The sequence below is a fragment of the Streptomyces sp. DH10 genome (assembly GCF_029813805.1).
Lineage (GTDB): Bacteria > Actinomycetota > Actinomycetes > Streptomycetales > Streptomycetaceae > Streptomyces > Streptomyces coeruleofuscus.
The window spans coordinates 193,099-215,076 of sequence record NZ_JARVKU010000008.1 but is presented as its reverse complement, the minus strand read 5'-3'; the positions used below and the strand labels follow the sequence as shown (position 1 = coordinate 215,076).

The 21,978-nt window shown below is 69.4% G+C and carries 20 protein-coding genes and 1 pseudogene; 10 read left to right on the top strand and 11 right to left on the bottom strand.

What is annotated here, in order from left to right; genetic code table 11:
* The first annotated feature begins 4 nt into the window (after positions 1–4).
* Together QC385_RS19160 and QC385_RS19155 are read left to right on the top strand one after the other, a co-directional pair.
* Positions 5–1,213, top strand: coding sequence for an MFS transporter (locus tag QC385_RS19160; protein ID WP_279542531.1), 1,209 nt, complete (start codon positions 5–7; stop codon positions 1,211–1,213).
* 80 nt (positions 1,214–1,293) lie between these two features.
* Positions 1,294–1,716: a GlcG/HbpS family heme-binding protein gene (locus QC385_RS19155; protein ID WP_279542530.1), complete on the top strand. Its 423-nt coding sequence runs from the start codon at positions 1,294–1,296 to the stop codon at positions 1,714–1,716.
* Between the two features lie 70 nt (positions 1,717–1,786).
* Here QC385_RS19155 and QC385_RS19150 read toward each other — a convergent pair whose 3' ends face one another.
* The gene (locus QC385_RS19150; RefSeq protein WP_279542529.1) at positions 1,787–2,653 is read right to left on the bottom strand and encodes a GNAT family N-acetyltransferase; all 867 of its coding nucleotides are present in this window, start codon (positions 2,651–2,653) and stop codon (positions 1,787–1,789) included.
* A gap of 532 nt (positions 2,654–3,185) precedes the next feature.
* Between QC385_RS19150 and QC385_RS19145 the strand changes: the two genes are divergently transcribed.
* On the top strand, positions 3,186–4,775 hold the full coding sequence (locus tag QC385_RS19145; RefSeq protein WP_279542528.1) for a globin domain-containing protein: 1,590 nt from the start codon (positions 3,186–3,188) through the stop codon (positions 4,773–4,775).
* 12 nt (positions 4,776–4,787) lie between these two features.
* Here the strand turns inward: QC385_RS19145 and QC385_RS19140 are convergent, their stop codons facing one another.
* From QC385_RS19140 to QC385_RS19120, 5 genes are all read right to left on the bottom strand, one after another.
* Positions 4,788–5,270 carry an NUDIX hydrolase gene (locus tag QC385_RS19140; RefSeq protein ID WP_279542527.1) on the bottom strand — a complete coding sequence of 161 codons (483 nt, stop codon included), beginning with the start codon at positions 5,268–5,270 and terminating at the stop codon, positions 4,788–4,790.
* Between the two features lie 133 nt (positions 5,271–5,403).
* On the bottom strand, positions 5,404–6,309 hold the full coding sequence (locus tag QC385_RS19135; protein WP_279542526.1) for a LysR family transcriptional regulator: 906 nt from the start codon (positions 6,307–6,309) through the stop codon (positions 5,404–5,406).
* A 195-nt stretch (positions 6,310–6,504) separates the two neighbouring features.
* Positions 6,505–7,728, bottom strand: a complete 1,224-nt coding sequence (locus QC385_RS19130; protein WP_279542525.1) for a cystathionine gamma-lyase — start codon at positions 7,726–7,728, stop codon at positions 6,505–6,507.
* On the bottom strand, positions 7,725–8,216 hold the full coding sequence (locus tag QC385_RS19125; RefSeq protein WP_279542524.1) for a low molecular weight protein-tyrosine-phosphatase: 492 nt from the start codon (positions 8,214–8,216) through the stop codon (positions 7,725–7,727). The genes QC385_RS19130 and QC385_RS19125 overlap by 4 nt, the downstream gene beginning before the upstream one ends.
* Before the next feature lie 6 nt (positions 8,217–8,222).
* A complete protein-coding gene (locus QC385_RS19120; RefSeq protein WP_279542523.1) occupies positions 8,223–8,600 on the bottom strand; it encodes a phage holin family protein in 378 nt (125 codons plus the stop codon).
* 60 nt (positions 8,601–8,660) lie between these two features.
* Between QC385_RS19120 and QC385_RS19115 the strand changes: the two genes are divergently transcribed.
* The 4 genes from QC385_RS19115 (at position 8,661) to QC385_RS19100 (ending at position 10,945) form a co-directional block, all read left to right on the top strand.
* Positions 8,661–8,978 (top strand): cupin domain-containing protein, encoded by a 318-nt coding sequence (locus QC385_RS19115; RefSeq protein ID WP_059414731.1) that lies wholly within the window; start codon positions 8,661–8,663, stop codon positions 8,976–8,978.
* 165 nt (positions 8,979–9,143) lie between these two features.
* Positions 9,144–9,356: a DUF5326 family protein gene (locus QC385_RS19110; protein ID WP_234750359.1), complete on the top strand. Its 213-nt coding sequence runs from the start codon at positions 9,144–9,146 to the stop codon at positions 9,354–9,356.
* Positions 9,357–9,686: 330 nt separating this feature from the next.
* Positions 9,687–10,412, top strand: a complete 726-nt coding sequence (locus tag QC385_RS19105; RefSeq protein ID WP_336621306.1) for an IclR family transcriptional regulator — start codon at positions 9,687–9,689, stop codon at positions 10,410–10,412.
* A 98-nt stretch (positions 10,413–10,510) separates the two neighbouring features.
* A complete protein-coding gene (locus tag QC385_RS19100; RefSeq protein ID WP_031115219.1) occupies positions 10,511–10,945 on the top strand; it encodes an SsgA family sporulation/cell division regulator in 435 nt (144 codons plus the stop codon).
* A gap of 107 nt (positions 10,946–11,052) precedes the next feature.
* Here QC385_RS19100 and QC385_RS19095 read toward each other — a convergent pair whose 3' ends face one another.
* Positions 11,053–12,318, bottom strand: a complete 1,266-nt coding sequence (locus tag QC385_RS19095) for a YibE/F family protein (protein WP_443032936.1) — start codon at positions 12,316–12,318, stop codon at positions 11,053–11,055.
* An 803-nt stretch (positions 12,319–13,121) separates the two neighbouring features.
* On the opposite strand from QC385_RS19095, the gene thiC reads away from it, so the two are divergent.
* Entirely contained in the window at positions 13,122–14,906 is a 1,785-nt protein-coding gene (gene thiC / locus QC385_RS19090) for a phosphomethylpyrimidine synthase ThiC (protein WP_279542521.1), read from the top strand.
* Positions 14,907–14,997: 91 nt separating this feature from the next.
* Here the strand turns inward: thiC and QC385_RS19085 are convergent, their stop codons facing one another.
* The 3 genes from QC385_RS19085 to QC385_RS19075 form a co-directional block, all read right to left on the bottom strand.
* Positions 14,998–15,855, bottom strand: a complete 858-nt coding sequence (locus QC385_RS19085) for a hypothetical protein (RefSeq protein WP_279542520.1) — start codon at positions 15,853–15,855, stop codon at positions 14,998–15,000.
* Positions 15,856–16,038: 183 nt separating this feature from the next.
* On the bottom strand, positions 16,039–17,130 hold the full coding sequence (locus QC385_RS19080) for a metallophosphoesterase family protein (protein WP_279542519.1): 1,092 nt from the start codon (positions 17,128–17,130) through the stop codon (positions 16,039–16,041).
* 280 nt (positions 17,131–17,410) lie between these two features.
* A complete protein-coding gene (locus QC385_RS19075) occupies positions 17,411–18,523 on the bottom strand; it encodes a LacI family DNA-binding transcriptional regulator (RefSeq protein WP_279542518.1) in 1,113 nt (370 codons plus the stop codon).
* Between the two features lie 431 nt (positions 18,524–18,954).
* Here QC385_RS19075 and hisC point away from each other — a divergent pair, with 431 nt between their 5' ends.
* Positions 18,955–20,034, top strand: a complete 1,080-nt coding sequence (gene hisC, locus QC385_RS19070; RefSeq protein ID WP_279542517.1) for a histidinol-phosphate transaminase — start codon at positions 18,955–18,957, stop codon at positions 20,032–20,034.
* 16 nt (positions 20,035–20,050) lie between these two features.
* Here hisC and QC385_RS19065 read toward each other — a convergent pair.
* Positions 20,051–20,290, bottom strand: a pseudogene (locus QC385_RS19065) (cyclophilin-like family protein); the annotation flags it as partial.
* A gap of 170 nt (positions 20,291–20,460) precedes the next feature.
* On the opposite strand from QC385_RS19065, the gene QC385_RS19060 reads away from it, so the two are divergent.
* Complete coding sequence (locus QC385_RS19060; RefSeq protein WP_279542516.1) at positions 20,461–21,966, top strand: cytochrome ubiquinol oxidase subunit I; 1,506 nt, start codon at positions 20,461–20,463, stop codon at positions 21,964–21,966.
* The last annotated feature ends 12 nt before the right edge of the window (positions 21,967–21,978 follow it).

Below are 21,978 nucleotides of genomic sequence, written 5' to 3'. Positions count from 1 at the left end.
CTCCATGCCTCTCGCGCTTCTGGCCCTCGCGATCGGGGCCTTCGGGATCGGCACGACCGAGTTCGTGATCATGGGCTTGCTGCCCGAGGTCGCGGGCGACTACGGGGTTTCCATCCCCACCGCCGGCTACCTGGTGACCGGCTACGCGCTCGGTGTCATGTTCGGCGCCCCGCTGATGACCGTTCTGGGCACCAAGGTCTCCCGTAAGCGGATGCTGATGCTGCTGATGGGCCTGTTCATCGTCGGCAACCTGCTCTCGGCACTCGCTCCCGCCTTCGCCGTCATGCTGATCGGCCGCGTCGTCGCCTCGCTGGCCCCCGGAGCCTTCTTCGGGATCGGCTCGGTCGTCGCGGCCCACCTCGTCGCCCCGGACAAGAAGGCCGGAGCGATCGCGATGATGTTCACCGGCCTGACCGTCGCCAACGTCGTCGGCGTCCCGCTGGGCACGCTCGTCGGGCAGTCCGTCGGCTGGCGGGTGACCTTCGGCATCGTCGCCGCCCTCGGTGTCGTCGGCCTGGCCGGCATCGCCCGGCTCGTCCCCGACATGCCCAAGCCGGAGGGGGTGCGCCTGCGGCACGAACTCGCCGCCTTCACGAACGTGCAGGTGCTGCTCGCGATGGCGATGACCGTCCTCGGCTTCGGCGGCGTCTTCGCGGCCATCACCTACATCGCCCCGATGATGACCCACACCGCGGGCTTCGCCGACGGCTCCGTCACCTGGCTGCTGGTCCTCTTCGGCCTCGGCATGGTCGGCGGCAACCTCGTGGGCGGCAAGTACGCCGACCGCGCCCTGATGCCCATGCTGTACGTCTCCCTGGGCGCCCTGGCCGTCGTTCTGGCGCTGTTCACCCTCACCGCGCACAACAAGCTGCTGTCGGCCGTCATGATCACCCTGATCGGTGCCCTGGGCTTCGCCAGTGTCCCGCCGCTCCAGAAACGGGTCCTCGACCAGGCGCACGGCGCGCCGACGCTGGCCTCCGCCGTGAACATCGGCGCCTTCAACCTCGGCAACGCCCTGTCCGCTTGGCTTGGCGGCCTCCTGATCGCGGCGGGCTTCGGCTACACCGCCCCCAACTGGGTCGGTGCCGTCCTCGCCGCGGGAGCCCTGGGCCTGGCCCTCCTCTCGGCCGCCCTCGAACGCCGCGCCGAAGCTCCCAGCACCGTCGTCACGGGATCCCCGTCGACCGAGCAGCAGGCCGCCATCCACCACTGAGCCACCGGGCCGACCCCAGGTTCACCGCCTGCCCCGGCCCGGAGCAGCACGATCCAGCGAGTTTCCAGGAGAACGACCTCATGAGCACCACCACCGCAGTAGCCCCGCTGACCACCCAGGACGCCGACATCCTGGTCACCGCCGCCCGGCGCGCGGCAGAGGCCGCAGGTGTCACGGTCAGCGTCACCGTCCTGGACGCGGGCGGCCATCTGCTCGCCTTCCGGCGTGACGACCGTGCCGTGCTGATCTCCGGCGAGACCAGCACCCGCAAGGCCTACACGGCTCTCCAGTTGAACGCGCCCACTGCCGACCTCGTCGACGCCGTGCAGCCCGGAGGCCTCTTCCACACCCTGCCCACCGCACTCGACCGGCCGCTGCTGTTCATCGCCGGCGGTGTGCCGGTGCATCGCGACGGCCGCCTGATCGGCGCGCTCGGTGTCGGCGGTGGTGCGCCGGAGCAGGACCACGCCTTCGCCACGGCCGCCGTGGAGGCACTCGCCTGACGGGCCGCTTCAGCGACACGACGCCGGCTCCCCGGTCCCCCGGGAGCCGGCGTCGTCGTATCGGTGCCCTTCAGCCCGCAGCGACCGTGACCGGCGCGAACCGACGGCTCCAGTCCCCGGGCAGCTCGGTGATCCCGTACGACATCACCGAGTTGAAGGCGATGAGCGCCAGACCGCGGTCCTTCACCCACGCGAGCAACTCGGTGTGCCGGACGTCGATGTCGGTGCGCAGGGGACGGTCGGTGTGGGCGGCGAGAGAGGCGATGAGCGCCTGGGCCACCGACGTGTCACGCGCGATGAGCGGACCGATCACATGGGTGTCCATGTTGGGCCAGACGGCCCCGTAGCCGATGATCCACCCGTCCTCCTCCGCCACGCGCAACTGGTCGGCGAAGGCCGGCAGTCGGGTGACGATGTGCGTGCGGTCGGTCCCGAACGCCTGCTCGTCGAGCCGGAGGATCGCAGCGAGATCCTCGGCAGTCGCGGCACGGGTGGCGACGGTCGGCTGTGGCCCGCCTGGTGTGAAACGCCCGCACACCATCTCCGCCCGTCCGGTGACCTTGAAGCCGAGTTCCTCATAGAGGGGCCGGCCGTACGGCGTGGCATGCAGGGTGAGGGGCGTGGTGCCCATCGCTGAGACGACGTGGCGCATCAGTCGCCGTCCCACGCCCTGTCGGGCGTGCCGTTCGGCGACGAGGACCATGCCGATCGCTGCGAGGTCGGGGCGCTCCTGCGGTCCGTACTCGGTGACAATGCAGGCGCTCACGAGGCCGCCGTCCGGGTCGTCGATGCCGTAGCCCTTTCCGGCCGTGAGGAGAAAGCCCCACTTGTGCTCCTCCCGTAGCCACCCCCGGTCCTCGGACAAGTCGGCGCAGGCGGCGAGATCGCGGAGCGTCAGACGGCGGATGGGCAGAGAGGCAAGGGAAGGAGTCGGCACGCAGGTCAGGCTGTCCGACCGGAGGCCCTGACGTCCACCTCTTTCCCCAGAGCCATACGAGATTTTGGCCAGTTGTAGTCGGCTGCACAGAGCGTGGAAAGACGCCAGACGTTTCACGTGAAACACAGGTGCGTCGCCCGGTATTGACCGTGTTGGTGACCGCGCCGTGCCCTCATTCGTGACGGGGCAAGGGGGGACTTGTGTGCACAGCGGTGGCCGGTAGGGTCGACTCCGGTTCACGTTCGGGGCGGGTGACCTGTTCTGTGTGGGCCGCGTACAGGGCCATGCACCCTAGCGGGACGGAGAGATCGAAGACTGGCGTTTCCGGTTACGCGACTGAGCCTCCCAGGCGAGTGGGAAGCTCAGGTGGGATTACTGCGGTCAATGTCACACTCTCGCCTTACTTGTCCGTACAGAGCCGGAACACGGGTTGAATGTGGCCGCATTGGCCGCGACACGGATGGGAACGCAGTCCGTCCACGGGGGAAAGCAGGCACCTTCCGACTGGGGAAGTGCGCAGACCGACCGAAAGATGCTCGAGGCGAGGCACACCATGGACGCTCCGACCACCACGTCTGCCGACAACGGCACTTCTGGCGGCGGGGGCGACTGGTTCACGCCCCGCACCAAGCCGACGACGACGCCCGGAAACGAGCAAGGGACGCCGGACGACCGTCGCCCGGCTGTGATACGCCCGGTGGGACGGCAGACGGCCGACCCGGAAACGCCGCCAGACGGCACAGCCGCTCCACCCGCCGCGCCGGCAGACGGCGCGAGCACCGGTGTGCCGGACCAGGAGCGCCAGTCCCCGGACGCGATACCCCCGCCCGGCCACACGACCGAGCCCTCCGCTCCGTCGGCGCCGCGACCCGCGACCACGACGGTCACACCGGCCCCGGAGCCGTTCGCCTCCACGACGGCTCCTCCCGACGAGCCGCGTGTTCCCCCTCAGCGGCCCGCATCGTTGTCGCCCCCAGGACCAGCAGCCTCCGCCCCGGCCGTGGAAGCGTCCCCGGACGCCGTCCTCATTCGCCGCGCGATGGCAGAGGTCACGCCCGTGGCCGACAAGGTCACCTCGTACTTCTACGCCCTGCTCTTCGTCCGCCACCCGGACCTGCGCTCGCTGTTCCCGGCCGCGATGGACACCCAGCGGGACCGGCTGCTCAGGGCGCTGCTCACGGCCGCCGAGCACATCGACAACACTGATGTCCTGGTCGACTACCTGCGGGGCCTCGGCCGGGGCCACCGGAAGTACGGCACGCGGGCCGAGCACTACCCGGCCGTCGGCGAGTGCCTGATCGGCGCGCTCAGCAAGTACGCCGCCGGGGTCTGGGACGAGGAGATGGAGGCGGCCTGGATACGGACGTACACCACGATCTCCCAGATCATGATCGACGCGGCGGCCGCCGACGAACTGCGTGCCCCGGCATGGTGGTACGCCGAGATCGTCACACACGACCTCAGGACGCCGGACGTCGCGGTCGTCACCGTCCGTCCCGACCAGCCCTACCCCTTCCTCGCCGGGCAGTACACGAGCCTGGAGACTCCCTGGTGGCCCCGGATATGGCGGCACTACTCCTTCGCCTCGGCGCCCCGCTCCGACGGTCTGCTGTCGTTCCATGTGAAGGCGGTCCCGGCGGGCTGGGTCTCCAACGCCCTGGTGCACCGCGCCCGGCCAGGTGACATCGTCCGGCTCGGCCCGCCCGCCGGCTCCATGACCGTGGACCACACCACCGACAGCGGGCTGCTCTGCCTGGGCGGCGGCACCGGCATAGCGCCCATCAAGGCGCTGGTCGAGGACGTCGCCGAGCACGGGGAACGCCGGCCGGTCGAGGTCTTCTACGGTGCCCGCACCGACCACGACCTGTACGACATCGACACCATGCTCCGCCTCCAGCAGAGCCACCCCTGGCTCTCGGTCCGCGCGATCATCGACCAGCTGGCTCACCAGCAGCTTCCGGACGCGGTACGCGCCTACGGGCCGTGGAACGAGTACGACGCCTACCTGTCGGGCCCGCCCGGGATGATCCGCAGCGGTGTGGATGCCCTGCGGGACATCGGCATCCCGTCGGAGCGCATACGGCACGACTCCGTGGAGGAACTCGTCGCGGCCGGGCCCTGACCCCCTCCGGTGTCAGCCCAGGTCAGAAGCGTGCATGGCGAGTACACCCTCGATGTTGCCGTCCAGGTAGTGCCGCAGCGACAGCGGAACGAGATGGACGGAGGCGATTCCGACCCGGGTGAAGGGCACGCGGACGATCTCGTACTCGCCGACCGGCTCGTCCACCTCGGGGCCGTGACGGAGCGAGGGATCCATGGACTCCAGGCGGCAGACGAAGAAGTGCTGCACCTTCACACCGGTCGCCCCGCCGTCGTCCCCGATGTGCTCCACGGTGTCCACGAAGCAGGGCACCACGTCGGTGATCTTCGCGCCGAGCTCCTCGTACACCTCGCGGTGCAGGGCGTCGACAACGGTCGGGTCGCTGGGCTCGACTCCGCCGCCGGGAGTGAGCCAGTAGGGATCCATGCCCGGCTTGGTGCGCTTGATAAGGATCAGGTCGTCACCGTCCAGCAGAACGGCACGGGCGGTGCGCTTGACCACAGGTCGGACGGTCATGGGTGAAATGTGGCCCGGCTGGTTCCACGTGAAACATCGCGAAACGTCACCGGTCGAGCTCTCAGAGTGAGGCGCTGTCCTGGCTGCCGCCCTTAGCGCCCGCGCAACCCGGCACCCGCCCTCGGGCGCCTCCTCAGCACCAGTCGGCCGCCGCCCGCTGCAACCACTCGTGGGCCCGCGCGATATGGGGCATCGCGAGCGTCCCGGTGCGCACCACCAGGAAGTACGTGCGCAGCGGCGGCACCGCCGGCTCGTGAAGGGCGATCACGTCACCCCGTTCCAACGCGGCCGCGCACAGATAGCGGGGCAGCACGGCCAGGCCCGCGCCCGCGACCGCGCATGCCAGAACCGCTCGCAGGTCGGGGACGACGACAGTGCCCGGAGCGGCCGGGCGGGAGTCGAAGACGGAGGCCCAGTAGCGGGAGATGAAGGGCAGCGACTCGTGCACCTCGACCACGGGTACCTGCTCCAGGGCCGGTTCCGGCTTGCGGTCAGGCTGCCCGGCGCCGATCTGTTCGGCCCAGCGCGGGGCGGCGACCAGAACGTGCTCCTCGTCGCAGAGCGCAGTCGCCGTGAGCAGGGCACCGCGCGGACGGGCCGTGCAGATGGCCAGATCATGATGCCCGGCGGAAAGCCCTTCCAGCGTTTCCTCGGCGTTCCCGAAGGAGGCGCGCAGGGCGAAGCCCTGGCCGTCCTCGCCGGTCAGCTCCGTGAGGGCGGGCAGGGCTCGTTCGGCGGTGAACTCCGGTGGCCCGGCGAGGTGCAGGGTCCGTAAGGAGGAGTCGTCGTCGAGACCGGTCTCGGCGATCTCCACCAAGGCGTCGAGATGCGGTGCCGCCTTGTGGGCGAGCTCGTCGCCGATGCTCGTCGGGGTCACGCCGCGGGCCTGCCGCAGGAAAAGAGGGCGGCCCAGTTGCCGTTCCAGTGTGCGTATCTGCGAGGTGACGGCCGGTTGAGAGAGGCCCAGCAGGGCGGCGGCGCGGGTGAATGATCCGGCCCGGTGCACGGTCACGAAGGTCCGCAGCAAGGCCAGATCCACACCGCTCTCCCCTCGTCGGTCCCGCTCCCGGCCCCCGACCGCGCTCAACTATAAATAAGTCGATAGGTCTCTGTCGCTACTGTGATTGGACACTGACAGAGAGTCAACTAGCCTTGGTCGCGCGGTTCTTGCGCGCGGAACCGGGGGACGGTCCGAGCCACGAGGGGGGAGGCTCGGACCGTCCATGGGGGATCGTCAGGCTGCCGACGCGTCCAGCGCACGCAGCACATCCGCCACCAGATCCTCTGGATCCTCGGCACCCACCGACAGGCGGATGAAGCCTTCCGGCACCGCGTCGCCGCCCCAGCGCCCGCGCCGTTCGGCCGTGGACCGCACTCCGCCAAAGCTCGTCGCGTCGTCCACGAGCCGCAGGGCGTCGAGAAAACGGTCGGCACGCGCGCGCGTGGGCAGCGTGAACGACACCACGCACCCATAGCGCCGCATCTGCCGCGCGGCGATCTTGTGCGCGGGGTCGTCGGGAAGTCCGGGATAGCGCAGCCCGGTCACCTCGGGCCGCTCGCGCAGCGCCTCGGCGACCGCCAGGGCCGTCGCGCTCTGCCGGTCGACCCGCATCTGGAGCGTCGCGATCGAACGGTGCGCGAGCCAGGCCTCCATCGGTCCGGGAATCGCACCGACGATCTTGCGCCAGCGGCGCACGGCGGCCATGGCCTCGGTGTCCCGGCCGACGACGTAACCCAGGAGGATGTCGCCGTGACCGGTGAGCTGCTTGGTGCCGCTGGCCACCGCGAAGTCGGCGCCGAGCTCCAGGGGGCGCTGGCCGAGCGGTGTCGCGAGGGTGTTGTCGACGGCCACCAGGGCGCCACGCGCGTGTGCCGCCTCCGCGAGCCGCCCGATGTCGCACACGTCGAGGCCGGGGTTCGACGGGGTCTCGATCCACAGCAGCTTCGCGCCGTCCAGAACGTCGAGCTGCGCGTCACCGCCGGTGGGGGCGGTGCGCACCTCGATGCCGTACGCCTCCAACTGGGCGCGCACCAGGGGCAGCGCCTGATAGCCGTCGTCGGGCATTACGCACACGTCCCCGGCGCGCAGCTGGGAGAAGAGCACGGCCGAGACCGCGGCCATGCCGGAGGCGAACACGAGCGCCTCGACACCGTCCCGGCCGGGCGCCTCCAGCTCGCCGACGGCGCGCTCCAGCAGCGTCCAGGTCGGGTTCTCGTCACGGCCGTAGGTGTAGGGACCGGTGGGCTCGCCCGGCAGGTGGTAGTGGGCGGCGAACACCGGTCCGGGCAGGGTGGGCTCGTACTTGGCAGGCTCGGGCAGCCCGGCCCGCACCGCGCGTGTGCCGTCACCGCCCGCCGACACCGGGTCGATCTCGCGCCCCGCACGGCCCGTGGCACCGGCCGCCGGACCGGCGTCGCCCGTCACCCCATGCGCGTCGCCCGCCGCGGATTCACTCATGCCGCCTGTCCCTCCACGTCCTCACGCACCGCGGCGAGCAGACCGGCACTCGCCGCCTCCACCATCTCAAGGCACTCACCGAAACCCTCGGCGCCTCCGTAGTAGGGGTCCGGCACGTCGAGGTCGTCGCCCGCGTCGGGGTCGTACGAACGCAGCAGGCGCACCTTCTGCGCGTCCTGTTCCGTGGGCGCGAGGCGGCGCAGCGCCCTGAGGTGGCCGGCGTCGAGGGCGACGACCAGGTCGAGGCGGGAGAACCACGACGGCTGGAACTGGCGGGCCGTGTGCCCGGTGGCGTAGCCGTGCTCCGCCAGGACGGCCACCGTGCGCGGGTCGGCGCCGTCGCCCTCGTGCCAGCCGCCCGTGCCGGCGCTGTCGACCTCGACCAGGCGGTCGAGACCGGCCTCCGCCACGCGCGCGCGGAAGACGATCTCGGCCACCGGGGAACGGCAGATGTTGCCCGTGCAGACGAAGCAGACGCGGTACGTCATGCGCGCTCAGTCCTTGTCGGGCAGGACGACGTTCAGCGCCCAGGAGACGACGGAGATGATCAGGCCGCCCAGGACGGCCGTCCAGAAGCCCTCCACGTGGAAGCTGAGGTCGAGCTGGTCGGCCAGCCACGAGGTGAGCAGCAGCATCAGCGCGTTGACGACCAGGGTGAACAGGCCGAGCGTCAGGATCAGCAGCGGGAGGCTGAGGAGCTTGACGACCGGCTTGACCAGGAAGTTCACCAGGCCGAAAAGCAGCGCGACGACGATCAGGGTGCCGATCTTCTTGCCCGTGCTGTCACCGGTCAGGGTGATCTTGTCCAGCAGCCATACGGCGACCGCCAGGGCACCCGCGTTGGCGATCGTCTTGACTAGGAAATTCATCATGTGTCTGATCGTGGCAGACCTGATCGGACATGGGCACAAGAGGCAGGGGCGGACAAGGCGATGAAGGCATTCCGGCTGGATGAACTGGAGGCGGAGCGCGCCGCCAACGAGGGCGCCTACCTGCAGTTTCTGCGGGAGCAGAACATGTCGGTCGGCCTGTACGCCCTCGATGCGGGCGACCAGGATCCACAGAAGCCGCACAATCAGGACGAGGTCTACTTCGTTGTGAGCGGCCGTGCCGCGATCACCGTCGGCCTGGAGACGACTCAGGTGGCGCGCGGCAGCGTGATCTACGTACCGGCCGGCGTCGCGCACAAGTTCCACCACATCACCGAGGACCTGAGGGTGCTGGTGGTCTTCTCTCCGCCCGAGAGGTGACGGTCCGTCTCCGGGTTCCCTAGGGGTTCGGTCAGGGGGAGACAAGGGGCGCGAGGCCCCCGCCGGGCCCGCTCCCGGACCTAGCATCGAGTGCAGGACATCAGAGATCCAGAAGTACCGACAGGACCCGGCACTCGAACGGGCGGAGAGGTAAGGACGAGGGCGATGCGAGAGATCTTCACGGGACTGCCGTGGTGGGTGAAGTGGATCGCGGTGCCGGTCATCGCCCTGGTCGTGTTCGGCGGGCTGATCGCCAGCGTGGTCGGGTTCGTGATCGGACTGCTCTTCAAGGTGCTGGTCTTCGTGGCGCTGGTCGGTGGACTGGTCTATGTCGTACGGAAGTTCACGTCGAGCTCCTCGTCGCGCAGCGACTGGTGAGACCGGTGGGCAACCGGTGGGGGTAGCGGGAAACACCCGGAGTGACCGGTTCCCTCGGCCGGGGGAAGTTTCCGTTCCGGGCCGTCTGCGTGCGGTGGCAGACGAATAGAGTCCGGAATTCGACGCGGGGACATCCCCCGCGAGCGGCGTACACCCCCACCCGTGTCCATCGGCACGGTCTGCCCCCTCGCGCTTCGGGAGTGACCCTTGGCCCCGGCTGACACCGCACGTGTCCACCTGCACACCGTCCCCGCGCAACCCCGCTCGGCGCCCCCCTCCGAGCAATCGCCTCCCGCCACGCCACCCCCTCCGGCGACCCTCATCGGGTCCGTGCAGCGTGCGATGCGCCTGCTGGAGACCGTCGCGGCGCACGAATACGGCGCCCCCGCCAAGCAACTGGCCCGGGAAACCGGGCTGGCCCTGCCCACCGCCTACCACCTGCTGCGCACCCTCGTGCACGAGGGCTATCTGTGCCGGGACAAGGGCCTGTTCTTCCTCGGCGAGGCCGCCGAGCGGCTGAGCAGCAGCGGGGCACGGCAGAAACGTCGCAGCACGGTCGTCGACGCCCTCGCGCACTGGCGGGACACGCTCGGTGTGCCCGTCTACTACGCGGTGTACCGCGAGGGCGAGATCGAGCTCATGTGCGTCTCCGACACTCCCGCCAATCCCGCGGTCGAGGAGTGGGCCGACTTCCGGGAGACCGGGCACGCGCACGCCATCGGGCAGTGCCTGCTGTCCCAGCTGGACGAGGAGGCCCGCCGGGATCACCTCGACCGCTATCCGGTCCAGGCGCTCACCCCGTACACCGTGCGGGACAACCACAGCCTGCTGCGCCGTCTGGAGCGAGTACGGCGGATGGAACCTGTGACCGAGCGTCAGGAGTACGCCCTGGGCGCTGTGTGCGCGGCGATTCCTCTCACCCTCGGCACCACGGCCGCCACGATGGCCATCTCCCTGCCCGCCCACCAGGAGCACCGACTGCTCCCCGCGGCCCGGCAGTTGCAGAACGAGATCGGAAGTCTGCTCGGATCGCTCGCGCTCTCTATCAGTATGTGAAAACTCACTCCTTGTGATCTGCTGTGTACGTTCAGCAAGATTCCACACGTGTCAGAGGTACGTTCCCGGCCAGTCCACGGCGAATGACGGGGTTAGCGATGCGCGAGTCCGTACAAGCAGAGGTCATGATGAGCTTTCTCGTGTCCGAGGAGCTTTCCTTCCGCATTCCGGTGGAGCTGCGCTATGAGACCAGTGATCCCTATGCCGTGAGGCTGACCTTCCATTTGCCCGGTGATGCCCCCGTGACGTGGGCTTTCGGCCGGGAGCTGCTGATCGACGGGGTCGGCCGGCCGTGCGGGGAGGGCGATGTCCGGGTCACGCCCGTCGAACCGGACGCGCTGGGCGAGGTGCTGATCCGGCTTCAGGTGGGCAGCGATCAGGCGCTGTTCCGGTCGTCGACGGCACCGCTGGTCGCCTTCCTCGACCGCACCGACAAGCTGGTGCCGCTGGGCCAGGAGGGCTCGCTCGCCGACTTCGACGCCCACCTCGACGAGGCCCTGGACCGCATCCTGGCGGAACAGGGCGCCGGCTGAGACATCCGTCGGCGGCATGGTGGAGTAACGCTTCACCGGATGCCGCCGAGCTGAGCAGGAACGCTTCTCCGTACGGTGGGACACATGGCTTCGGAGTGCGAGAGCCGTCAGCGCTTGCGGCGCCGGCCCTTCCCCCCGCGTGCCGGGGCCGCGGCGGTGGCCGCCGGTGCCGCCTCCACGGCGGGCTGCGCTCCCGGGCGGTCGGCCGAGACCACCAGCGCGGCCAGGGCCGTGGTGACCGGCACCGAGGCGACCAGTCCGATCGAACCGATCAGCGTGCGCACGATCTCCTCCGCGACCAGCTCGCTGTTGGCGACCGTCCCGACGCTGCTCTGCGCGATGGAGAACAGCAGGAGCAACGGCAGGGCGGCACCCGCGTAGGCGAGGACGAGCGTGTTGACGACCGAGGCGATGTGGTCGCGGCCGATCCTGATGCCCGCGCGGTAGAGGCCGCGCCAGCCCATGGACGGGTTGGCCTCGTGCAGCTCCCAGACCGCCGACGTCTGCGTGACCGTCACGTCGTCGAGCACACCCAGCGAACCGATGATGACGCCGGCGAGCAGCAGACCGCTCATGTCGATCGTCGGGTAGAGGCCGTGGATCAGACCGGTGTTGTCGTCGGTGTTGCCCGTGAGCGCCGCCCAGCCGATAAACAGCGAGCCGAGAACGCCGATCAGCAGCAGGGAGATGAGGGTGCCGAGCACCGCCACGGATGTCCGGGCGGACAGGCCGTGACACAGATACAGGGCGATGAGCATGATGGCGCTCGCACCGACCACCGCCACGAGCAGCGGGTTGGAGCCCTGAAGGATCGCGGGCAGGATGAAGAGGTTCAGCACCAGGAAGCTGATGGCCAGTGCGACCAGGGCCATGACACCGCGCAGCCGCCCGACGACCACGACGGCGAGGGCGAAGATGCCGGCGAGCAGCGCCATGGGCAGGCGGCGGTTGATGTCGGTGACCGAGTACTGGAGGTCCTTCGGCGCGGAGGGCTCGTAGGCGACCACGACCTCCTGGCCCTCTTCCAGCTGGCGGGACTGGTCCGGCTGGACGATCTCGGTGAAGGTACGGCCCTTGTCCTTGCCGCTGTCGACCCGGATCGTCGCCCGCTTGCAGGTGCCGTTCTCCTGCTGGACCGCGGAGGAGCCCTCGGCGGTGGAGGTGTCGCCGGTCGGCGGGACACCCGAGGCGCCGGCCTCCTTGCAGCTCACCTCCACGACCTTGGTGACCGAGGCCTGTTGAGTCTGCCGGTCGAAGCCCACGCCGGTGCGCTCGTGCGGCGGGGCACCGCCCGGCCACAGCACGGCGAGACCGATCAGCACGGCGGCGCCGAAGGGGATCAGGACCGCCGCGATGACCTTGCGCAGGTGCATGGAGACGGGCGTGGCAGGACCGTGGCTGTGACTGTGCGAGTGCCCGTGGCCGCCGCCGGGTGCGGGGTCGGGGCCGTTCCCGTGACCGGGCCCGTCACCGCCGCCGGGTCCGTGTCCGCCGCCGGACCCCTGTCCGCCGCCGGACCCGTGGCCTTCGCCGGGCCCCCGGCCTTCGCCGTACCCCTGTCCGTCGCCGTACCCCGGTCCACCACCGGGGCCGTGGCCCTCGCCGTGCCCGTCGCCCCCACCGTGCCCCTGGCCTCCACCGGGCCTGTCGCTCTCTCCGCGGCCCGGACCGTGCCAGCCTCCGGAGCCGGGACCGTACGCACCGGACGGGCCGGATGGGCCGGAAGGACCGGACGGGCCGGAAGGACCGGCACCCTGCCCGTTCTCAGGACCGGTCCTGTGCCCGTGCGTCTGTCCGCGGGCAGGACCGAGTCCGCCCGGGGCGGCGAAATCGTGCTCGTGCCCACGGCCGTTGCCGTTGCCGGCGCCGGACCCGCGGGGCGGTTCGGGCGGTGGGTAAGGAGGACGCTGCGTCGTGGTCACCGACCGATCATCGCAAGAACGAGAGGGGCCCTCTGTTCACCGCGCCAGAATTGCCGCTAGCGTGGAGGCACCTTTTGTACACGCGGGAGCTCGGAGCACCGGGCTGAGAGGGCGCTGACCTCCGTCCCAGCGATGTTTCACATGAAACATCACCGAAGTCGAGTGATGTTTCACACGGAACGTCGGCAGACGGAAGCCGCTGCGTCGACCGCCGAACCTGTTACCGGGTAATGCCGGCGTAGGGAGTAGGTCTCATGACCAACAAGGACGCACGCACGCCTGCCTCCGTTCAGGACGCACAGTCCGAGGAGGCCGGGAAGTCCATCGGCTGGCACAAGGCGTACGTCGAGGGCACCCGCCCCGACCTGCGCGTGCCGGTCCGTCAGGTGCATCTCACCAACGGGCAGTCGGTCACGCTGTACGACACGTCGGGCCCGTACACCGATCCTCTGGTCGACACCGACGTCCGCAGGGGCCTGTCGCCGCTGCGTGAGAACTGGATCATCGCCCGTGGCGACACCGAGGAGTACGCGGGCCGACCCGTCCGTCCCGAGGACGACGGCATCAAGCACACCTCGCCCCGCGGCGGCCTGCGCAACCTCGATGCCGTCTTCCCAGGACGGCCGCGCCAGCCCCGCCGCGGGAGGGACGGCAAGGCGGTCACGCAGCTCGCGTACGCTCGCCGCGGCGAGATCACGCCCGAGATGGAGTACGTGGCCATCCGGGAGAACGTTTCGCCCGAGGTGGTCCGCGACGAGATCGCGGCGGGCCGGGCGGTGCTGCCGGCCAACGTCAACCACCCGGAGATCGAGCCGATGATCATCGGCAAGCGGTTCCTGGTGAAGGTCAACGCCAACATCGGCAACTCGGCCGTGACCTCCTCCATCGAGGAGGAGGTCGAGAAGATGACCTGGGCGACCCGCTGGGGCGCCGACACGGTCATGGACCTGTCCACAGGCCGCAACATCCACACCACGCGCGAGTGGGTGCTGCGCAACTCCCCCGTGCCCATCGGCACCGTGCCGCTCTACCAGGCCCTGGAAAAGGTCGACGGCCGGGCCGAGGAGCTGACCTGGGACATCTACAAGGACACGGTCATCGAACAGGCCGAGCAGGGCGTGGACTACATGACGGTCCACGCGGGTGTCCGCCTGGCGTACGTGCCGCTGACGGCCAACCGCAAGACCGGCATCGTCTCGCGCGGCGGCTCGATCATGGCCGCCTGGTGCCTCGCGCACCACAAGGAGTCGTTCCTGTACGAGAACTTCGAGGAGCTCTGCGAGATCCTCGCCGCGTACGACGTCACGTACTCCCTCGGCGACGGCCTGCGGCCGGGCTCGATCGCGGACGCCAACGACGAGGCGCAGTTCGCGGAACTGCGGACTCTCGGGGAACTCAACCGGATCGCGAAGCGTTTCAACGTGCAGACCATGATCGAAGGCCCGGGCCACGTCCCGATGCACAAGATCAAGGAGAACATCGACCTTCAGCAGGAGATCTGCGATGAAGCTCCGTTCTATACGCTCGGCCCGCTGACCACGGACGTCGCGCCGGCGTACGACCACATCACCTCCGGCATCGGTGCCGCGATGATCGCCTGGTGGGGCACGGCGATGCTGTGTTACGTCACGCCCAAGGAGCACCTGGGCCTGCCGAACCGTGACGACGTCAAGACCGGCGTCATCACCTACAAGATCGCCGCCCACGCAGCGGATCTCGCCAAGGGACATCCGGGTGCCCAGGAGTGGGACGACGCGCTGTCCGACGCCCGTTTCGAGTTCCGGTGGGAGGACCAGTTCAACCTCGCCCTCGACCCGGACACGGCACGGGAGTTCCACGACGAGACCCTGCCGGCGGAGCCCGCGAAGACGGCTCACTTCTGCTCGATGTGCGGTCCCAAGTTCTGCAGCATGAAGATCTCGCAGGACATCCGCCGTGAACACGGCGGCACCCAGGCCGAGATCGAGGACGGCATGGCCCAGAAGTCGAAGGAGTTCGCGGCGAGCGGGAACCGCGTGTACCTGCCCATCGCGGACTGATCCGTCCGCACACAGGCCGAGGGCCGGGGACCGGTGGTCCCTGGTCCCCTGGCCCGCGGGGGTGAACCGGCCTGCGGCACCGACCCGATGGCTACTCCGGCTGGTGTTCCGGTCCTCCGAAGTCCGGGCTGGTGTAGTCCGGGCTGCTGAAGCTCGGCCGCGAGCCGCGGCCGCCGTCCTCCGGGCTGGTGAAACCCGGGCGGTCGTAGCCGAGGTGCGGGATGCGGCTGACCGGCGTGGACGGGGATGTGTGGTGCAGCGCGGCGGCCGAGCTCGGGTCGACGAGGGCCTCCCGGAGGAAGGGCAGGATGCCGCGTTCCAGCAGGGCCTCGCGCCAGGCCTCCCTGGCCCGCTCCACCTCCCCTTGCAGTTCGCCGTGCGGGTCGCTCTCGGCCGTCGGCTTGTTGCGCAGGGCGGTGATCAACAGTCCCACCGCGGCGACGAGGATCGCGACCGCGGTCACGGCACCGAACACCCAGCCCGTGGTGAGCATGGTCCGGGCGAACGCCTGCTCGGGGTTGAGCATCTGGAGGATGTAGCCGACGAGCAGGAAGATGGCCGCGGCGGTTCCGGCCAGGACGGGGGCGAGGACGGCGACGACGGCGACGGCGCCCGCGCCGGTGGTCTCGGCCATGGTGGCGGCGAGGCCCGCCGCGCCCGTGTCCGGCTCGGAGGAGCCGGATGCGCGCACGGCCGGTTGGTGGGACGGCGCCGGCTGGCGCGTTTCCTCACGGACCTTGACGTAGTGCTGGTACTCGGTCGACGCGGCCGCCGTGATGAGCGCGGTGGCGTTCAGCGCCATGGTGCGCAGTTGCTCGGGGTTGAGCCGCTGTCCGACAGCGGCCAGTTCCGGACGGTGTGGTGCGGAGCGCAGCGCCTCATCGAGGATCCGCTCGTATTCCTGGCGGTCCTCGCTCAGCAGGTGCTGCGGAACGCTGTTCATGTGCATCCCCCGATGCTCCGTAGGGCTTGGGGCTCGGCATGCTGACGAGCCGTCGGGCAGAAACGGAGGGGAGCCTGCTACGGATAAGCCGATGGTAGAGCCGTGAAGGTGGGCGGTGACAGGGGGTTTACCGAAATTGGCCCTTCACCGGTCCGGTCCTGTGACGGCAAACGCCTGCCCGGTGAACGTTCACGTACCGAGCGGCAGTTGCTGGACCAGCAGCTTTCCGGCCATGGTCACGCCGCCGTCCATGGCGATGGCGAGTCCGTCGGCGTAGACGTGTGGTCCCTCGACCACGGGATCGGAGTTGTCCTCGTCTTCCTCGGAGCCGACCTCACCCAGCAGATAGGGAATCGGGCTGTGGCCGTGAACGATGCGGGTGCCCCCGTACGTATCGAGCAGGGAGCGCACGGCGTCCGCTCCGCCCTCGTCGCGGAAGGAGAACCGCTTGGTGAACTTGCGGAACAGGTCCCAGACCTCGTCCGCGTCGTTGCGCGTGAGCGTCTCGCGGACGGTGTCGTTGACCTCCTCGATGGAACGTCCGTAGTCGAGGTAGGCGGTGGTGTCGGAGTGGACGAGCAGGTGGCCGTCGACCTCCTCGACGGCGTCCAGACGGGCCATCCACTGCAGGTGGTGGTCCTGGAGGCGGTCCATGTCCGTCTTCTGGCCGCCGTTGAGCAGCCAGGCCGCCTGGAAAGTGGCGGTGCCCGCACCGGAGTTGACGGGGGTGTCGCCGAACCGCTTGGCGCCGAGCAGCAGCAGCTCGTGGTTGCCCATGAGCGCCTTGCAATAGCCGCCCGCCGCGGCGGCCTCGGCGGACAGCCGCATCACCAGGTCGATGACGCCGATGCCGTCGGGGCCGCGGTCGGTGAAGTCGCCGAGGAACCACAGCCGGGCGGTCCCCGCGCACCAGCTGCCGGCGGCGTCGAGGAGGCCCTTCTCCTGGAGGGCGGCCACCAGCTCGTCGAGGTAGCCGTGCACGTCGCCCACGACGTACAGCGGGCCCTGCCCGGTGTCGGCCTGCGGCGCTGCGGCGGCCTCGGGGTCGACGGTCACCTGGACGGTGTCGCCCCGGTTGATCACGGGCAGATCGCGCTCGGTCGGCGTGTACCCCTCGGGGTAGGGCTCCCCGGGCGGCGGGGCCACCTCGCCGGGGTGGGCGCTGTGGAGGTACGGACCGGCCTCGTGGACGTACGCGGGCACTCGGAAGTCGCGCAACGTCGCCGTCCGCTCCACCTCGGGTCCCTGACCGGCCCCCTGAGTCATCGACCCCTCCACCATCGCGCCGCATTTGCACCGCATCGGACTGCCTGGTCGTAGCGGCCCGTCGGTGTCGTGGGCCCATCATAGGAATGCGGATCGCGCCATGTGATGACCCAGGGGTGGTGAATCAGAGCAAGAGTCCAGTTCACCGCGGCTTTCGCCCCGATTGGGCCGGGCTTCGACCACCGTGGGACCGTCCTCGCTTTCCTTCTCTTCGCGAGAACGATCCCTTCTCTCCGGGGGACCGGCCCTGTTTCTCCCCAGGAGTGCGAACTTCCCTTTGCCCGGGTGTACCGGTCTACGTCTCCTCGGGTGACCGGGGCGGGCTGACCGTCGTGCGCGGCGGGCGCCGCTGGGACGACGTGCGCACGATCAGCTCCGTCGGTATCACCTGCTTCACCGGACGGTCCGATTCCGCTCCCTCGATGGCGTCGATGAGGAGCTGCACGACCGCTGTGCCGATGCGGCGCGGTTTCAGGGAGAGCGTGGTGATGGGCGGCTCGGTGTTGGCGTACACGGTCGACTCGCTGCAACAGACCAGCAGCAGGTCGTCCGGTACGCGCAGGCCGTAGCGGCGGGCGGCGGCGAGCAGGTCGGTGCCGTTCGGGTCGAAAAGCCCGTAGACCGCGTCGGGCCGGTCGGGGCGGGCCAGGAGCCGGTCGGCGGCGACCGCGCCCGCGCACGGATCGTGCGCCGGGTAGGACTCGTACACCGGCTCCTGGCCGACGCGCTCGCACCAGCGCAGGTAGGCGGTGGTCGACAGGTGGGTGTACGTGTCGGTCGTCGTGCCGGTCAGCAGGCCGATGCGGCGGGCGCCGGCGTCGGCGAGGTGGTCGAGGATGCCGAGGACGGCGGCCTCGTGGTCGTTGTCGACCCAGGCCGTGACCGGCAGTGAGCCGGCCGGGCGGCCGTCGGAGACGACCGGCAGACCCTGCCGGACGAGTTCGCCGACCACCGGATCCTGGTCGGAGGGGTCGATGACGACCGTGCCGTCCAGGGCGACGTTCGACCACACGTCGTGGCGGGAGGTCGCGGGCAGGATCACGAGGGCGTAGCCGCGGGCGAGCGCGGCGGAGGTGGCGGCCCGCGCCATCTCGGCGAAGTAGGCGAACTCGGTGAAGGTGAAAGGCTCATCCCCGTACGTCGTCACCGTCAGGCCGATGAGGCCCGACTTGCCGGTACGGAGGGTCCGGGCGGCGGCCGAGGGGCGGTAGCCCAGCCGGTCGGCGACCTCTCGGACATGGCGGCGGGTGGCGTCCGGGAGCCGGCCCTTGCCGTTGAGGGCGTCGGAGACGGTCGTGATGGACACTCCGGCGGCGGCGGCCACGTCTCTGATACCCGCCCGGCCCGGCCGACTGCCTCGACGTGAGGTTTCCGCGCGGCTCACCTGGTGCTTCCCTGCTGCTGTCATGGCGAGCCGATAGTAGGGCTCATGCGGTGGGGTAGTGCGGACGCATATGCACGCGTTGACAGGCACGTTTCTGCATGATCATTTAACCTCAATTGCTTTGGAAACCAAGGGCGTTGGGCGCTTCCATGCCAGGAGGTGTCTTGTCGGCACGCATGGGCCTGCCAACTGGCCGATGTTGCGAAGAGGTCTCAACTCACCTGCACGGGGGATGCGCGCCACGGCGCGCACCACCGGCGCGTAGATATATGTGCGGCGCGCCCCTGGATTCGTACGCCTTCGTACAGTGATGCCCCTGATGCCGGTGGGACGCACGGGCCCTGCGTTCGTCGCTCCGTCGTGGCTATACGCAGCGGCGCCGAATCCTCATAAGGTGAGGAGTATTGGATGTCGGCGGCGGTCATGGGCCGCCGGTCTTCGCGAGGAGGACTGCGGTGAGCGAGACGAGCCCCAAGCTGCGCGCCGAGATGGAGGGGATCCCCACCTACAAGCCGGGCAAGCCGGCCGCGGCGGGTGGCCCGGTGGCCTACAAGCTGTCCTCCAACGAGAACCCCTACCCGCCGCTGCCGGGCGTGCTGGAGACGGTGACGGCAGCGGTCTGCCACTTCAACCGCTACCCGGACATGGCCTGTAGCGGACTGATGAACGAGCTGTCCGAGCGGTTCGGCGTGCCCCTCTCCCACCTGGCCACCGGCACCGGGTCGGTCGGTGTGGCCCAGCAGCTGATCCAGGCCACGTCCGGCCCCGGCGACGAGGTCATCTACGCCTGGCGGTCCTTCGAGGCGTACCCGATCATCACGCAGATCAGCGGCGCTACGTCGGTGCAGGTGCCGCTCACGTCCGGTGATGTGCACGACCTCGACGCGATGGCCGACGCGATCACCGACCGGACCCGGCTGATCTTCGTCTGCAACCCCAACAACCCGACGGGCACGGTTGTGCGGCGGGCGGAGCTGGAGCGCTTCCTCGACCGGGTGCCCGGTGATGTGCTGGTGGTGCTCGACGAGGCCTACCGCGAGTTCATCCGGGATCCCGAGGTGCCGGACGGTGTCGGGCTCTACCGTGACCGGCCCAACGTCTGCGTCCTGCGGACCTTCTCCAAGGCGTACGGCCTCGCCGGCCTGCGCGTCGGGTTCGCCATCGCCCACGAGCCGGTGGCCGCGGCGCTGCGCAAGACGGCGGTGCCGTTCGGGGTGAGCCAGCTCGCGCAGGAAGCGGCGATCGCCTCGCTGCGTGCGGAGGACGAACTGCTCGGCCGGGTCGGCTCGCTGGTGTGTGAGCGCACGCGCGTGGTCGACGGTCTGCGCGCCCAGGGCTGGACGGTGCCCGAGACCCAGGCCAACTTCGTGTGGCTGCGGCTGGGGGAGCGCACGGTCCCGTTCGCGGAAGCGTGCGAGCAGGCGGGCGTGGTGATCCGGCCGTTCCCGGGTGAGGGTGTGCGGGTCACGGTCGGGGAGACCGAGGCGAACGACATCTTCCTGAAGGTGGCGGAAGGGTTTCGCAAGGAGCTGTAGGGCTCCGCGAGCCGGTTCAGGCGTCCAGGAGCTCCACGCGCACGGGGTCGCCGTCCCGCACGGTTGCGAGCAGACCGGGGTCGCCGTCGAGGCGTCCCAGGACATTGCACGGGCTTACGAGGCGGCACTCGTCGCTCCGTGAGATCGGTGTGGGCCCATAGGGGAGGGCGAGAGCGTCACCGTCGGTCCAGAAGGCGACGGTGCCGGGCTCGATGACCTCCCTGGCGTCTGTTTCACGTGAAACCGACTCTCCTGTGAGAGATGTCGGTGCCTGCATGCCGTCGATTCAACAATATGTTGAAGTCCGAGCCAAGGGGCGGAGTGTGACGGGGGAGACAGGGGACCCCCTCCAGGGCTCGAAAGTCCGTGCTGCATAATGGCTTGTGAATGTGAACGCTTTCACAAGCGTATGTAAGGAGCGGCGACGTGGACCTCGCTTTGGCGCCGGAGACCCTGGCGCGATGGCAGTTCGGCATCACCACCGTCTACCACTTTCTGTTCGTCCCCCTGACGATCTCGCTGGCCGCTCTCACGGCCGGACTGCAGACCGCCTGGGTGCGGACGGAGAAGGAGAAGTACCTCCGGGCGACGAAGTTCTGGGGCAAGCTCTTCCTGATCAACATCGCGATGGGTGTGGTCACCGGCATCGTGCAGGAGTTCCAGTTCGGCATGAACTGGTCCGACTACTCACGCTTTGTCGGTGACGTCTTCGGTGCGCCGCTCGCCTTCGAGGCCCTGATCGCCTTCTTCTTCGAGTCCACCTTCATCGGCCTGTGGATCTTCGGCTGGGACAAGCTGCCGAAGAAGATCCACCTGGCCTGCATATGGATGGTCTCCATCGGCACGCTGCTGTCCGCCTACTTCATCCTTGCCGCGAACTCGTGGATGCAGCACCCGGTCGGTTACCGGATCAACGAGGCGAAGGGCCGGGCCGAGCTCACCGACTTCTGGCTGGTGCTGACCCAGAACACCACGCTCAACCAGGTCTTCCACAGCTTCTCCGCGGCGTTCCTGACGGGCGGCGCCTTCATGGTGGGGATCGCCGCCTTCCACCTGTTGCGCAAGAAGCACATCCCGGTGATGCGGACCTCCCTCCGGCTCGGCCTGGTCACCGTCGCCGTCGGCGGCCTGCTCACCGCGGTCAGCGGGGACACCCTGGGCAAGGTCATGTACGAGCAGCAGCCGATGAAGATGGCCGCTGCCGAAGCGCTGTGGGACGGCGAGAAGCCGGCGCCCTTCTCGGTGTTCGCGTACGGGGACGTCGACAAGGGCCACAACAAGGTCGCCCTGGAGATACCCGGCCTGCTCTCCTTCCTGGCCCACAGCGACTTCGAGTCGTACGTACCGGGCATCAACGACACCAACAAGGCCCTCCAGGAGAAGTTCGGCCCCGGTGACTACAAGCCCATCGTCCCGGTCGCCTACTGGGGCTTCCGCTGGATGATCGGCTTCGGCATGGCGTCGTTGGCGATCGGCCTGCTGGGGCTGTGGCTCACCCGGAAGAAGTTCCTGCTGCCGGCGGCCTGGCGGACCGGGGACGACGAGGTACCGCATCTGGTCCTGTTCCGGAGCCCGCTCCGGCCGCGACTCACCCGCCTGTACTGGCTGGTGGCGGTCTGGACGATGGCCTTCCCGCTGATCGCCAACTCCTGGGGCTGGATCTTCACCGAGATGGGCCGCCAGCCGTGGGTCGTCTACGGCCTCTTCCAGACGCGGGACGCGGTCTCCCCCGGTGTCTCCCAGGCCGAGGTCATCACCTCGTTGATCGTCTTCACCACGCTGTACGCCATCCTCGCCGTCATCGAGGTCAAGCTGCTGGTCAAGTACGTCAAGGCGGGCCCGCCAGAGCTCACCGAGGCCGATCTCAACCCGCCCACGAAGATCGGCGGCGACTCCCGTGACGCCGACAAGCCGATGGCCTTCTCGTACTAGGCCGAGGGAGCT